The sequence below is a fragment of the Picosynechococcus sp. PCC 7003 genome (assembly GCF_001693255.1).
Taxonomy (GTDB): Bacteria; Cyanobacteriota; Cyanobacteriia; order Cyanobacteriales; family MRBY01; genus MRBY01.
Map to the genome: position 1 here is coordinate 2,585,498 of NZ_CP016474.1, position 14,317 is coordinate 2,599,814.

Sequence of the window (14,317 nt, forward strand, 5' to 3'; positions counted from 1 at the left end):
ATCATTTATGCTCAAAAGACTGTCGTTATTCAAAAAGCAGTTGATAGGTGAACAAAAAGCCATTTTTAGTAACATTTCTTGGTTGTCATTTGAATATACTGTTCGGATGATAATCGGTTTTTTTATGAGTGCTTGGATGGCAAGATATTTAGGAGCTACTCAATTAGGTACATTGAACTATGCTGGGGCAATTATTGTTTTATTTCATCCCCTATCCAAGCTGGGATTAGACACTTTAGTCATTCGTTCTCTAGTTAATTTTCCTCAAGAAAAAAATAAAATTTTAGGCACTGTATTTTGGCTCAAACTTGTGATATCTAGCATTATTTCACTTGGGCTTATTGCTACAGGAGTTTATCTGTTTTTGAGAACAGACAATACTGAATTTAGCTTGATTTTTCTAATACTAAGTTCAAGTGTTTTATTTCAAGCTTTTGAAGTCGTTAATTTTTGGTTTTCTGCTCAAGTTCAATCTAAATATATAGTTGCCATTAAAATTCTTGTATTCATAATTGTCACTCTCAGTAAAGTTGCGCTCTTAATTCTACAAGTTCCATTGATTTATTTTGCCTGGATTATATTTGGAGAAGCTGCTCTGGAAGCAAGTGGTTTTGTCTTAGTTTATAAATTAAAAAAATGCCCGTTCAAACTTGAATGGAATACTGAAATTGCAAAATCATTACTTCATGAAAGCTGGCCTTTAATCTTATCTGGTTTGAGCATCATCTTATATATGAAGACAGACTTAGTAATGTTGGGGAACATCGTTGGAGAAGAAGCAGTTGGCACTTATTCATCCGCAACTAAAATATCTGAAATATGGTATTTTATTCCTAATATAATTATTGCTTCAGTTTCCCCTTCAATTTACGCAGCAAAAGAAAAAAATAAAAAACAATATTACGAAAAAATCAAAGACTTACTATCCTTTTTGATTCGTCTATCTTTGATAATTTCACTTCCCATTTTGTTCACTGCATCTCCTCTTATTTTGATGATTTATGGGCCAGAATATTTTGCCGCAGGGACAATCTTGAAAATTCATATCTGGGCAACATTATTTGTATTTATGGGAACAGGAATTTCTCCATGGTTTATTGCAGAGAAATTAAGCAATTATTCCTTCTGGATAACTTTTTCTGGTGCATTACTTAATATTATTCTAAATATCTTTTTGATTCCTAAATATTCTGGCGTCGGTGCAGCAATTTCTACAGTTATTTCTCAGTTATTTTCTGGATTTTTAATCAACGCTTTTTTTTCGCAGACAAGAATTGTATTTCGTCTTCAATTAAATACTTTAAATCCATTAAAATTTCCAAAAAAAATCAACAGAAACACCTAAAATGCGTCTTTAATATGATACTTGTTAACTTATCTATCTTATCTAAAAAGCCGACAGGGATTAGTATTTATGCCCGCAATATACTACCATATCTTTCTCAACTAAATTCTAAATTTCTTGTTTGTAATTTTGATAATCAATTTACAACTTTTAATTCTTATCTAATTTCAAAAGAACTTAGTCCAGATTTTGGCTTAAAAGGACATCTTAAACGGCTATATTGGACTCAGTTTACTTTGCCAAAAATTTATCACAAACTAGAATCAAACTTGATTTTTTCTCCTTTACCAGAATCACCTATTTATACAACTGCTAGAACTGTTGTTATGGTTCATGATTTAATTCCATTACGCTATCCAGACAAGCAGTCTCCATTAAACTATTATCAGAAATTTGTTTTACCTATTGTGTTAGATCAAAGTAAGCATATTATTTGTAACTCCCAAGCAACTGCAGATGACTTGATGAATTTTTTCAACATTTCTGCTACTAAGATTACCCCCATTCATCTTGCTTATGATCCTAAAAAATTTTACATGCGATCAAATAAATCAAAATCTAAGAGGCCTTATTTTTTATACTTGGGTCGCCATAACCCGCACAAAAATCTCCCTAGAATGATTAAAGCATTTTCTTTGCTTAAAGATAAAGAAGATTATGAATTTTGGCTTGTTGGGCCTAAAGATAAACGTTACACGCCACAGTTAATTGATTTGGTGAAAAATCTAGAATTAGAAAATCAAGTCTTGTTTAAAGATTATGTTTCCTTTCAAGACTTGCCTATGATTCTTAATCAAGCATTTTGTTTGATGTTTGTAAGCCTTTGGGAAGGCTTTGGCCTCCCTTTATTGGAAGCAATGGCTTGCGGATTACCTGTTATCACATCTAATCAATCTTCATTAGTCGAAGTGGCAAGAAATTCTGCCATCTTAGTAGACCCAAAAAATGTTCAAGAAATACGTAGTGCGATGGAACGCATCACCAAAGACGATAATCTTTATGCTGATTTAATACAAAAAGGACTCCAAAGAGCAAGTATGTTTTCATGGGAAAAAACAGGACAAGAAACCAGACAAATTCTCCGAAATTTAAGTTAATTTTCAGGGTTGTTTTTTGATCTACTTTTTTGAGAGGCTTTAGGAGTAATTATTTAGAAGAAAGCCAACCATTTAATCTACCTTGGAAAATAAGCCAGTGGAATTTAGCCCGCCATCCCTGCATTTTAGTTGCATAATATAAAGTTCCCAAAATTGGTCTTAATAAAGCGATTGCAACAAACCAAAATGGATAACTATGCTTTTTTAATACACGGCCCGTTCCTGGAGCATACCTTTTTGCGCGTGCCAATGCTTGTTGGTCATACTGGGTAATTGGTTCAAGATGGTAGACTTTTATTTCTGGATCATAATATAGTTTCTTATTTTGTGATAGCAAGTTTAGAAGATAATCAGTCTCATCCGAGCATTGCCAAGGAGAGTCTGCACCTGGTCCAAGTGTCTCATCAAAACCTTGGGCGTTTGCAAGTGCATAGGTTCGCAAAAAAATGGATGAAGTAATTCCTCTACGCCAAACATTAAACCTATGAATTTCTCCTGGATTCTTATCCCATCTGCTTGTTGTTGAATTTTCTTTTAGATCAATGGTACAACCACTTAAAGCATCCCAATTAAGATTATTTAAAAACCAAGTATTGACTGACATTAAAAGCATGTCTGGATACCAGCAATCATCATCAGGAAAACTGACAATTTCACCAGATGCATACCTAAAGCCAAAATTCCTCCCCGCTGATACTCCCCTTTGATCATGCTTCAGGTAAATCAAATTGATCTCATTAAAATAACTTTCTAATGTCACTTTGAGTTTTGAAGTCTCATTTTGATCGACAATAATCAATTCAAAATCCTGATGTTTTTGTTTTATTAAAGAGTGAATTAGGCGCACGATTTTATCATGTCTATCTTCACCTAATGTGCTGGTGATTAAGGAGAATTTCATTTTCCAGAAGACGCTTACGAAGAAAAATGGTTAGGAGTCAAAATGTAGGAGCTCTAAATAAAATATAAGAGTATTGCGACTTTATTTTTAGAACTACGTGCAATGAAGATTCTTTTATAAAAATTCATTTAATCCAACAAAACTTTCAACAGAGCATAGTTGAATTTTTAGTTTTATAATTCTATTTTCACTATTAGAGAAAGCTGTTACTGATTATCTCTCTTAAAAATCAAAATTCCTCGGCGTGTGCCGAGGAGAGGTAAATCCCAACGAAAAATTTAGGTTTATTTTTTACCCAACACTTGAGACTTGAGAGAATTGAATTCTGCCAGCAATTCATCACGGTTTGAAGCTTTAAGCAAATAGCGATAGACAAACCATGCTGTGTAAGAGATACCAATCAGCTCGAAGGTGGGCGCTAATAGGGGAATATCGTTAATGGCACCGATTAAGGCAAAGGTCAGTTTGACGGTAATCAAAGCTGCCACGATTAGGCCAACGGTGATCAGGGGTTGCTTATAGTCGGCAAAAAATTTCCCTAGCTCCTCAGGCAGTTCAGACAGAAAATCCGTGATGGGTTTGACTGCCTCTTGCCAAGGCTGCTCGGTTTGGGGGGAGGTCATGGGACCAGGTGCTTCGTTGTTAAACGGAGTCGCACCGGTTTCTACTTGGGTTTCAGGCTGTTGTTCCATCTTTCAAACCTATCCTTAACGATTTATATAGTACAGAGTGGTGATGGGGCAGTCTCACTAGGATGCAGCGGAGGTGCCTTTCAGATTTTGAGTAAGGGACGAATGATGCCCATATTATCAGACATATCTATAAATCTCTGTCTACATCCTACTGAGAGAATCAAGAATAGCTGATATAAAACGGTCTTGGCGATATCTCTTCCTTAATTTAAGGAAAAAGAACTTTGGAAAGGCGGTCAATTTTTAGGTTTGTGGTGCGCCCAAGCGCTTAGGATGCCTATGCTATGATGATGCCAATTTTGATGAAATCGCGTAGAACGTATCATAGATCTTAGTCATCCATGTCTGCAAAATTTTAGCCTCCGGTTTATATGAGCCAGAAACCTGATCCCTCGCAAGTGCAATCCGTTTCTCCCGTTGGCACCCAATCGCAGCCAGTGTTATCGACTGAAGCAGGTTTACCGGAAGAGTCTGGGACGCAAGATTTAAACACGGAGATGACGGCGATCGCCAATGGTGATCCAGAGCAAGCAACGGCAGAGGCAGAGACAGAAATCCTTGAAATTCCTCGTAAACGCCAATTTCTCCTGCCCAATTGGCAATGGTTAGGGTTGCTCTTAATTTTCCTCTCAGGGGGGGTTGGCTTTTTAGCGACATCGGTACTCCTGAGCTTTAATGGCAGCAACAATTGCAGTGCCCTTTTCTTGCCCTTAGCCTCGGCTACAACCCGCTTGTATTGCGCCCAGATTGAGGCGGAGGAACAGACCCTCGCCAGCTACCTCAAGGCGATTCGGATGGTGAGTGGTTTTTCGGAGAATCACCCCCTCCGGGCGGATATTGACCGCAATATTGAAGTGTGGGTCTCGCAAATTATTGCCCTCGCTGAGGTGGAATTCCAAGCGGGAAAGTTGGATGAGGCGATCGCCATGGTGCGCGATATTCCCGAAAAGGCTGGTTTTCAGACAGAAATTGAGACCCAAATCACTACCTGGGAAGACATTTGGCAAGAGGGGGAAGCGATTTTAGCCCGCCTGGAACGGCAACTCAAAGCAGGGGAGTTAAGCCAGGCGATGCGGACGGCTGTCCAGCTCAGTTATCTGGAAAATCGCTACTGGGCGACGGTGAAATACGATGAGGCCATGGCCCAAATTCAGTTGGCTCGCAAGGAAACGGAGCAACTAGATGGGGCATACGCCGCCTTTCGTCGGGGGGGCTTAGAAAATTGGCTCCAGGCGATCGCCCAGGCGAGCAACATTACCCAAGATAGCTATGCCTACTCCCAGGCCCAACGTTTAATTAGTGACGCCCGCGAAAAAATCGTCGACTATACCGACAACATCATTGATGAACGCCGCTGGAATGACCTCCTCGACCTCTGCGATCGCCTCCCCGCTCAACTGAACCTTGATAATGTGGTGGTTGATTGGCGAATTCTCGCCCAAGCCGGCCTCAGGGCAAACCAAGGAACCGTTAAGGATCTCGAAACAGCCCTTGTGCAAATCCAAAGTATCCAACCCGCCAGCGCCGTCTACGACCAGGCCCAAGGTTTGATTAGTCGTTGGCAACGGGAAATTGAGGACGTTGCGCTCCTAGAACAGGCCGAGGAATTGGCCCAGGGGGGAAATATCGCTGACTATGAACGGGCGATCGCCCAGCTCAACCGTGTTCCCTCAGGCAACCCCCGTTACGACGAAGCCCGCCAAAAAATTCGCCAATGGCGCCGCCAAATTGAAATTGCCGAAGATTCTCCTACCCTGGCCTATGCCAAGGATCTAGCCGCGACCAATCGTCTCCAGGAGGCGATCGCCGAAGCCCGCACCATCCAATCTGGCCGCGCCCTCTACACCGAAGCCCAAGAAAATATTCGTCAGTGGCGCAACACCATTGAACGAACCGAAGACCAGCCGATCTTTGACCGGGCCGTCGCCCTCGGCCAACAAAAACGCTTCGACGAGGCGATCGCCGTCGCCAACCAAATTGCCCCGAACCGTGTCCTTTATGACGAAATGCAAGCCAGGGTCAGGAGTTGGCGTCAAGAACAAACCGCGATCAATAATCTCAATCGCGCCTACCAAGTGGCCAATGGCAATTCCGTCTCTGCCTGGGTAGAAGCGATCAACCTTACCCAACAAATTCCCAGCAGCATTAGCCAACTGCGGGCCGAAGGGAAACAGGCCGCTGACCAATGGAGTTATCGGATTCTTTCCGTAGCCCAGAGCCAAGCCAATGCCTCAATTCCCCAGGCGATCGCCACCGCCCGCCAAATCCCCCGTAATACCGCCGCCTACGACGCCGCCCAAACCCAAATCGACACCTGGCAACGTCTCACCACGCCTAGCCCTAGCCCCCAAACCATCGACGTCCCCACCAACCTCTAACCTCCCCTTCTCCAATTGCCCATGACCACCGAACACCCCCTTGGCTCCGTAATTCAAGGTTCCCTAAGCCAAGGTCTCGAAGTCCGTCTCCATGGCGATGTATCCGTCGAAGAAATGCGCGTCGGTAAATTTCTCGTCGTCAAAGGGAGCCGTTCCCAATTTTTCTGTCTCCTCACCGATGTTTCCCTGGGCACCTCTAGCCCCCGGATCCTCGCCGACCCGCCCAATCCCAACGATGACTTTTTACAAGCCGTCCTCGCCGGCACCAGCACCTATGGCACCGTCGAACTAGCGCCAATGCTGATGTTTACCCCCAGCCAAGCAGAAGATAGTGAAACAGAAAATTTTGACACCCTTGAGCTCCTGCCCGTAAAAACGATTCCCAGTCACTTCAGTCAAGTTTACGAAGCCAACGAACAAGACTTTCGGCGGGTGTTTGGTTGGGAGGACGACCCCCACCACAAAAAATTTGCCATTGGCCGTCCCCTCGATATGGACGTACCCATTTGCCTCGACCTTGACCGCTTTGTCGAACGCAGCAATGGCATCTTCGGCAAGTCCGGCACCGGAAAATCTTTCCTGACTCGTTTATTGCTGTCTGGCATTATCAAACGCCGGGCCGCCGTAAACCTGATGTTCGATATGCATTCCGAATACGGTTGGGAAGCCATTGAAGAAGGCAAAGGCGTTAGCACTGTCAAAGGTCTCCGTCAGCTTTTCCCCGGTCAAGTCGAAATCTATACCCTCGATTCAGAATCCACCCAACGGCGGGGGGTACGCGACGCCCAGGAACTCTATCTCAGCTTCGATCAGATTGAAATTGAAGATATTCGGCTCGTGGGCTTTGAACTAGGGCTATCTGAAGCGAGCCTCGACAATGCCAATGTCCTCTATTCCGAGTTTGGTCGTTCCTGGATTGTCAAACTCCTAGAAATGAGTAATGAAGATATCCGCCTCTTTTGCGAAGAACGCCAAGGCCATGCTGGTTCGATTATGGCCCTCCAACGGAAACTCAAACGCCTCGAAAACCTTAAATATATTCGCCAAACTTGCCCCTTTAACTACATCGACCAACTTCTCCAGAGCCTCGATGCTGGGAAACACGTCATCATCGAGTTTGGTTCCCAGTCCAATATGCTGTCGTATATGTTGGCGACGAACATGATTACCCGACGCATCCACTCCGCTTATGTGAAAAAAGCGGATCTGTACCTACAAACCAAAAACGTCCAAAATAAGCCAATGCCCTTGGTGATCACCATTGAAGAAGCCCACCGATTTTTAGACTCGAAAATCGTTCACCAAACGATCTTTGGCACGATCGCCAGGGAAATGCGGAAATATTTTGTTACCCTCCTGGTCGTCGATCAACGTCCCTCCGGCATCGACAACGAAGTCATGTCCCAAATTGGCACACGGGTAACTTGCTTACTCAATGACGAAAAAGATATTGATGCCATTTTTACGGGGGTTTCTGGGGGCGGCAACCTGCGCTCGGTTTTGGCGAAATTAGACTCTAAACAACAGGCCCTCGTGCTAGGCCACGCCCTCCCGATGCCGGTGGTGATGCGGACTCGCTCCTATGATCAGACGTTCTACCAGGAAATTGGCTGTAACGACTGGCAAACCGTAGCAGATGAAACCTTATTTGTCGAAGCAGATTTGGCTAAGGCGGATCTCGGCTTTTAGGAAGATTGTTAAAAAAGTTTACAATGGATAAATATTTTATTGACTATGTAGTCAAAAAGAACGATTAAATCCATGACAACGACTTTTGCAACCCTTCTAGAGCCCTTTCATCTCTGGGATCTCTCCTTGGCAAACCGCGTGGTAATGGCACCTATGACCAGGGCACGGGCCGGGAAAGACCGCATTCCCAACGCCCTCATGGCGGAATATTATGGCCAACGGGCTTCGGCGGGTCTCATTATCGCGGAGGCAACGACCATTTCAGAACAAGCCAATGGTTGGAATGAATCGCCCGGCATCTACACAGAAGCGATGGTTGAAGGTTGGCGACTCACAACCCAGGCTGTCCACGCTAAAGGTGGCAAAATTTTTCTGCAATTGTGGCACATGGGCCGCGCTTCCCATAGCAGCTTCCATGGGGGTCAATTGCCGATCGCCCCTTCTGCACTCAAAATTGATAACGGCGAAGAAATCCATACGCCCCTTGGGAAGCAGCCCTACGAAGTCCCCAGGGCCATTGAAACCAAAGAAATTCCTGGGATTATTGAGGAGTACCGCCAGGCGGCAATCAAGGCAAAAGCAGCGGGCTTTGATGGCATCGAAATTCACGCCGCTAACGGCTATTTGCTTGATACATTTCTCCAATCAAAAACAAACCATCGCACCGACGCCTATGGGGGCAGTGCAACGAATCGTTGTCGGTTACTCTTAGAAATTTTAGATGCGGTGACAACAGTCTGGGATTCCCGTCGGGTGGGTGTTCGTTTTTCCCCCAATGGTTCTTTTAATGATATGGGGTCGCCCGATTTCCGGGAGCAGTTTACCTACGCTGCCAGTCAACTGAATCGCTACAATTTGGCCTATCTTCATGTGATGGATGGTTTGGCCTTTGGTTTCCATGAATTGGGAGAGCCGCTGACCTTGGCAAATTTCCGGGCCGTCTATGATGGTGTGCTCATGGGTAATTGTGGCTACGATCAAAAGAGTGCGGAAACGGCGATCGCCACTGGGCAAGCTGATCTCATTGCCATTGGTCGTCCTTTCATTAGTAATCCTGATCTTGTTGAACGTTACGCCAATAACTGGGCCTTAAACCCCGATGCAGACATGGCCACTTGGTACGCCCCCACAGGCGCTAAAGGCTACACAGATTTCCCGGTCTATACCGTCTAGGATGTCGGTGAATTTCCCCACGATTAATTAGGCCATTTAGTAAGAAGGACAGCCCTGGGGCTGCCCTTTTTTATGTTTTAAATTGCGACGCTAAAATCCCAAATTGCCCTAAATAAAGCTGGGTTGGTGACGAATCAAGTTGAGAAACTCTTCACGGGTTTTTTGTTCTTTCTGGAAACAGCCAATCATGGCACTGGTAACCGTCCAGGAACCGGGCTTTTGCACACCCCGCATGGACATACACATGTGGATTCCTTCCATCACCACCGCAACCCCTTGGGGGTCAAGGATTTCTTGGACGGCTTCCGCAATTTGTCGGGTTAGGCGTTCTTGCACCTGGAGGCGGCGGGAATACATCTCAACGATCCGCGCTAATTTACTGAGGCCCACGACCTTTTGGTTGGGGATATAGGCCACATGGGCCCGCCCCATAAAGGGCAACATGTGGTGTTCGCAGAGGCTAAAGAAATCAATGTCCCGCACCAATACCATTTCATTGTGCCCTTCGTCGAAGATTGCACCATTGACGATGTCTTCAAGGGACTGGTTATAGCCTTGGGTCAGAAACTGCATGGCCTTTGCGACCCGCAGCGGCGTCTTTAGGAGACCTTCACGATCAGGGTCTTCGCCGACGGCTTCGAGCATCGTATGCACAGCCTCTGCCATTCTTTGCTGGCTTTCTTCTGTGGCAGGGCGAATGCTGGCTGCTTTGCCATTGTGGCTATTGCGGTCTGGTCGAGTTACCAGATCATTAAGGTCACGACCTAGAGCATCAGTCGCCATGGTTTTTGTAGAACCATTGAAGCCGCTTGAAGAAGATGTTGTCATAATTCGGTATGGAATGAAGAAGTAAAAGGAACTGGGGCAGGGGAGAGTAGATCCTCGCTAACAATAAACTGTTGCATTCCCTGCTTTGGAGATCATGGTCAATTCTTCAATACTGGGCTCAACGGATGGTCGAATCCCTTGAAGAATACTTTGGGGACGCTCTCGGAAATTAAAATCCTGAAGCGGCCAAAACTTTAGCCAGACATTATCAAGCCGTGTCAAAGGATGACGGCACAGCCGAGTTGGTCTGGGGATCAGACGTTGCGAAATGGCAATGGATGAAGCGTCGAACAAAGTCCCAAACCTGACATGCTGTTGAAACTTGAGCTTGGATATCAGGGGGGCTACCATCGCAAGGGAAGGAAGAAGGGCCAAGAGCTTATCAGAATCTAGGGACAGTGGCGATCGCCAAAGGTGGACGAGAGAGATCATGGGGAGGGAACTGCACTCAACATAGCGCGATGGGTGGGCAAAAAAATTTAGCTTAGTCCATAGAAAATCCCAGAAAAAATATCCACAACCTAAACTCTGCTGACCAATAGAGACAAAAAGATATTGGTGATTTCACTGCCTTTTGGGAGAACAAAGCTGGGGGAAAGTCCCATAGTTCACATTAGGGCTCAGCGGCTTCTTATCCTAGCAAAATTTCGGAAATGTTACAAAATATTGCTAAATGCTCAGAATCAGTACCCATGAATGCCAAGCCAGCTTCTCAGGTCAGGAACCTTCTAAAAACACACCAATTTTCCGGAACCGCTGGTAGCGTAATTCACGGCGGCGTTCTGGCGTCAGCTTTAGAAGGGTTTGGAGGTTATCTTGGATCGCTGCTTTCAGGAGTTGGGCGGCCCCAATGGGATCTGCGTGGGCACAGGAGGCCGGTTCTGGGACAATTTCATCGATAATATCGAGGTTTTTCAAATCCTCTGCTGTAATTTTGAGGGCAGCGGCGGCTTGTTCTGATTTACCAGCATCTTTCCAGAGAATTGCGGCACAGGCTTCTGGGGTCGCTACTGTGTAAACGGAATTTTTTAACATCAAGACGCGATCGCCGACGCCAATCCCTAGGGCTCCACCGGAACCCCCTTCGCCAATGACCGTGCAAATAATCGGCACATCGAGACTAAACATTTCCCGGAGATTAAAGGCGATCGCCTCCCCTTGGCCTAATTTTTCAGCTTCCAGGCCAGCCCAAGCCCCAGGGGTATCAATAAACGTTAAAATCGGCATCCCAAAACGGTTGGCATGGTCCATCAAGCGCATCGCCTTACGGTAGCCCCCAGGGGCAGGCATGCCAAAATTGCGGGCGACATTATCTTTGGTATCGCGTCCCTTTTGGTGCCCCAGCATCATCACCGGTTGACCGTCAAAACGGGCCACCCCACCAATGAGAGCCGGATCATCAGAACCACCGCGATCGCCATGGAGTTCAAACCACTCATCCGCCATCATTTGAATATAATCAAGGGTGCTAGGACGTCGGGGATGACGCGCCAATTGCAGCCGTTGGGCCGGGGTGAGGGTACTAAAAATTTCTTCCCGGAGCTGGTCTGCCCGTGCCTCTAGCTGCTGAATCTGTTCTGAAACATCAACATTATTCTCCGCAGCAAGATCACGAATTTGATGGATGCGTGATTCTAATTCCGAAAGAGGTTTTTCGAAATCAAGCAGAAACGTCCGGCGCTCCGTTTTCGGCATGGTGAGTTCAATTCACTGACAACTATTCACAAATTAAACTCTATTATCCCCGGAAGCCTCCCCAACAGTAAAGGAATCCGTACTGCCACCCCCGAAAAGTTTTGTCAAAATAGAGGGTAAGCAGTTTTAACTTTTCAAGTATCAAATCACTTATTTATGAGCAACACCAGTAATTTTCGTGACGCCATCCGGCAGGCCAAAGGTCAAGCCCTGGTTGGCCCGGAGGTCATCAAAAATGCCCTGCCCTATCTGGGGGGTGGCCTACTCCTCACTGCCCTAGGAACCTATGGTGGTTTGGGGGTGATCCAAACCAATCCCAGCATCTTTATGCCCACCTTCTGGGTTGCCCTGATCGCTGAATTAGCCCTCTTTTTCGTTGTCCGCGGAGTCGCAGAGAAAGGAAATAATAGCGTCGCCCTCCCTCTTTTAGCCGGCTACAGTCTACTATCTGGCTATACCCTCACCGGTATTGTTGCCCTTGCCATTGGGACTGCGGGAGTCGGTATTCAGGGCGTTGGCATTGCCGCTCTAGGTTGTGGGATTACCTTCATTCTGGGTCGCAATATTGGCTCAAATCTCTCCGATGAAGATGGCCTGGCCCTGGCCCAAACGGTACGCCTTGGGATTATCGCGCTGTTCGTAGTGCTGTTGGCCCAGCTTGGTTTTGCCTTCTTTGGGGTTTACACGCCCAGCTGGTTAGAGGTCGGCATCTCTGGCTTGGGAACTTTACTATTTGCGGGTTCTGCAGTGGTTGACTTCTACGTGTTGCCCCGCGCCTACCGCAATGACCAATATCTATCGGCCGCTTTGTCGATGTATTTGACCTATATCAACCTATTTGTGTTTATTCTGCGCTTGTTGATTGCTATCAATAGCCGCGACTAACTTTTCCTGTCTTCGGCATCTCCCCCAGGGGAGAATGGGCTCTCTGGTTACAAGCCAGAGGGCTTTTTTATTGGGGTTGCAATACCATCAGGGCGAGATCGAGGGTTTCCCTAAGGTATTCGGGATTCGGCAGGCCTTTGATGCGGGTATTTAATCCTAGAAGAATTTGATAGAGATAACGGGCGGTTTTTGGGCTGTCAAAATCTGGGGGCAGTTCTCCTTTGGCGATCGCCTGATTGAGAGTATTCACAAAAATTTGTTCGACATTGGTGGCAATATCTTCCACGAGGGCGGCCACTTGGGGGTCATGGGGCGCGAGTTCAATCATCGCATTGACAACAAAACACCCTCGATAACCGAGCAGTTTGGCATTTTCGGCGGTTTGATAAAACAAATTTCGGAGATTTTCTAGGGGTGAAGCGGAATAATTGAGTCGTTCTTCTAGCTGACGCACTGCGATTTTGCCGTAATAGGCGATCGCCTCTAGGAATAGATCATGCTTGCTAGTAAAAGTGTTATAGAGACTTTGCCGCTGAATCCCCATACAGTCCAGGAGGTCTGCTAAGCTCGTGGCCTTGTAGCCCTTTTCCCAGAACAATTCCATTGCCTTTTCAAGGGCGGCATTACGGTTAAAAGCAAGCTTCCGGCCCACCATGGCACAACCTAGATACAGTGCAGAGAAACTATGGTTTATCCTAAAGGAAATTTCTCTACACCGTCAAAAAACGTGCCTAAGTTGGGGGCAAGAGCCAAACCAGGGTTCTGGTCGACAAATAGGCTAGGGGGATTTTATTGACAAGAGCCATTCCAAGATCCACCTGTTCTGCCACTATCCCGACTGAACCCACCAGTAAACGAACAAGCTGTGTCAAAGACCATTTCAAAAGAGCCTGTGTTACTACTATTGTTGGTACGGCCCCAACGCCCTTGCACGACATAGGCATTACGACTGCTATCCCAACCTTGGGAAGTAATGGCGATGGTATTGGTACGAGTGCCATACCAACCTTCTAGCCAATTGATATTGCCATAGTTAGACTGCCAGACCTGGTTTAAGTCAGGGCGAAATTGTACTGCTGCTGGAATTCCAGCGGGCACATTGAGCACGGGAGGGTCGTTAAGGATCGGCGCATTAGCCTGCATACAACCCTGGTTGTTATTAAAAACTTGGAGGGTTGCATATTCATTGCTTTGGACAAGTTTGCTGACATATTGAACTGCCCGAGCACTGGTATCACAGATAACGGTCGGCTCCCCAGATCGAAAGGCGCGATCTTGCCAACTGCATTCCCCTGGTTGTAAGCCTTGGGGGGCGCTACCAGCGGCAGCCCGGAAATTAATTCTGACGTTATTGTTGCCCGTATTGACGATGCTTAAACCACCACCACCACGACAGACAAGGGGATAACTCTGTTGGGCCTGAGCGGGGGCGATCACCAAAGGGATTGTCACCAAAGAGGCGACACTGCAGAAGGCAGTTATTTGTTTGTAGGAAAACATGATTTAGAGGTTCCGAAAAGATAATTAGCAGACGAGCTTAATTTAGTTATAGTTCCTCTAAACAGATGCAAATGTCTCGTTTTTTAACTAATTGCAGTAAATTTCCATAACGTTTGCAGCATTTTCCGTATTTT

The 14,317-nt window shown here is 45.9% G+C and carries 13 protein-coding genes; 6 read left to right on the forward strand and 7 right to left on the reverse strand.

Features of this window, described 5'->3' with window-relative positions; all coding sequences use genetic code 11:
- Positions 1–7 precede the first annotated feature (7 nt).
- Both AWQ21_RS12280 and AWQ21_RS12285 read left to right on the forward strand, forming a co-directional pair.
- Entirely contained in the window at positions 8–1,345 is a 1,338-nt protein-coding gene (locus AWQ21_RS12280) for a flippase (protein WP_065714784.1), read from the forward strand.
- A 14-nt stretch (positions 1,346–1,359) separates the two neighbouring features.
- The gene (locus AWQ21_RS12285) at positions 1,360–2,442 is read left to right on the forward strand and encodes a glycosyltransferase family 1 protein (protein WP_065714785.1); all 1,083 of its coding nucleotides are present in this window, start codon (positions 1,360–1,362) and stop codon (positions 2,440–2,442) included.
- Positions 2,443–2,491: 49 nt separating this feature from the next.
- Here AWQ21_RS12285 and AWQ21_RS12290 read toward each other — a convergent pair whose 3' ends face one another.
- Entirely contained in the window at positions 2,492–3,343 is an 852-nt protein-coding gene (locus AWQ21_RS12290) for a glycosyltransferase family 2 protein (protein ID WP_065714786.1), read from the reverse strand.
- Positions 3,344–3,627: 284 nt separating this feature from the next.
- Positions 3,628–4,035 carry a CAAD domain-containing protein gene (locus AWQ21_RS12295; protein WP_065714787.1) on the reverse strand — a complete coding sequence of 136 codons (408 nt, stop codon included), beginning with the start codon at positions 4,033–4,035 and terminating at the stop codon, positions 3,628–3,630.
- Between the two features lie 371 nt (positions 4,036–4,406).
- On the opposite strand from AWQ21_RS12295, the gene AWQ21_RS12300 reads away from it, so the two are divergent.
- From AWQ21_RS12300 to AWQ21_RS12310, 3 genes are all read left to right on the forward strand, one after another.
- Complete coding sequence (locus AWQ21_RS12300; RefSeq protein ID WP_232314971.1) at positions 4,407–6,413, forward strand: hypothetical protein; 2,007 nt, start codon at positions 4,407–4,409, stop codon at positions 6,411–6,413.
- Positions 6,414–6,434: 21 nt separating this feature from the next.
- Positions 6,435–8,102 (forward strand): ATP-binding protein, encoded by a 1,668-nt coding sequence (locus AWQ21_RS12305; protein WP_065714788.1) that lies wholly within the window; start codon positions 6,435–6,437, stop codon positions 8,100–8,102.
- A gap of 63 nt (positions 8,103–8,165) precedes the next feature.
- Complete coding sequence (locus AWQ21_RS12310; protein ID WP_315862273.1) at positions 8,166–9,275, forward strand: alkene reductase; 1,110 nt, start codon at positions 8,166–8,168, stop codon at positions 9,273–9,275.
- A gap of 108 nt (positions 9,276–9,383) precedes the next feature.
- On the opposite strand, the gene folE is transcribed toward AWQ21_RS12310, so the two are convergent.
- The 3 genes from folE to accA all read right to left on the reverse strand — a co-directional run bounded on the left by folE (position 9,384) and on the right by accA (position 11,798).
- Positions 9,384–10,103, reverse strand: a complete 720-nt coding sequence (gene folE, locus AWQ21_RS12315; RefSeq protein WP_065711268.1) for a GTP cyclohydrolase I FolE — start codon at positions 10,101–10,103, stop codon at positions 9,384–9,386.
- 57 nt (positions 10,104–10,160) lie between these two features.
- Positions 10,161–10,535 carry a hypothetical protein gene (locus AWQ21_RS16280; RefSeq protein ID WP_157094762.1) on the reverse strand — a complete coding sequence of 125 codons (375 nt, stop codon included), beginning with the start codon at positions 10,533–10,535 and terminating at the stop codon, positions 10,161–10,163.
- A gap of 285 nt (positions 10,536–10,820) precedes the next feature.
- Positions 10,821–11,798 (reverse strand): acetyl-CoA carboxylase carboxyl transferase subunit alpha, encoded by a 978-nt coding sequence (accA, locus tag AWQ21_RS12320; RefSeq protein WP_065714790.1) that lies wholly within the window; start codon positions 11,796–11,798, stop codon positions 10,821–10,823.
- A gap of 156 nt (positions 11,799–11,954) precedes the next feature.
- Between accA and AWQ21_RS12325 the strand changes: the two genes are divergently transcribed.
- The gene (locus AWQ21_RS12325; RefSeq protein ID WP_065714791.1) at positions 11,955–12,683 is read left to right on the forward strand and encodes a Bax inhibitor-1 family protein; all 729 of its coding nucleotides are present in this window, start codon (positions 11,955–11,957) and stop codon (positions 12,681–12,683) included.
- A gap of 67 nt (positions 12,684–12,750) precedes the next feature.
- Here the strand turns inward: AWQ21_RS12325 and AWQ21_RS12330 are convergent, their stop codons facing one another.
- Both AWQ21_RS12330 and AWQ21_RS16425 read right to left on the reverse strand, forming a co-directional pair.
- A complete protein-coding gene (locus AWQ21_RS12330; RefSeq protein ID WP_065714792.1) occupies positions 12,751–13,338 on the reverse strand; it encodes a TetR/AcrR family transcriptional regulator in 588 nt (195 codons plus the stop codon).
- A gap of 134 nt (positions 13,339–13,472) precedes the next feature.
- Positions 13,473–14,138 (reverse strand): hypothetical protein, encoded by a 666-nt coding sequence (locus AWQ21_RS16425; protein WP_198159652.1) that lies wholly within the window; start codon positions 14,136–14,138, stop codon positions 13,473–13,475.
- Positions 14,139–14,317 lie beyond the last annotated feature (179 nt).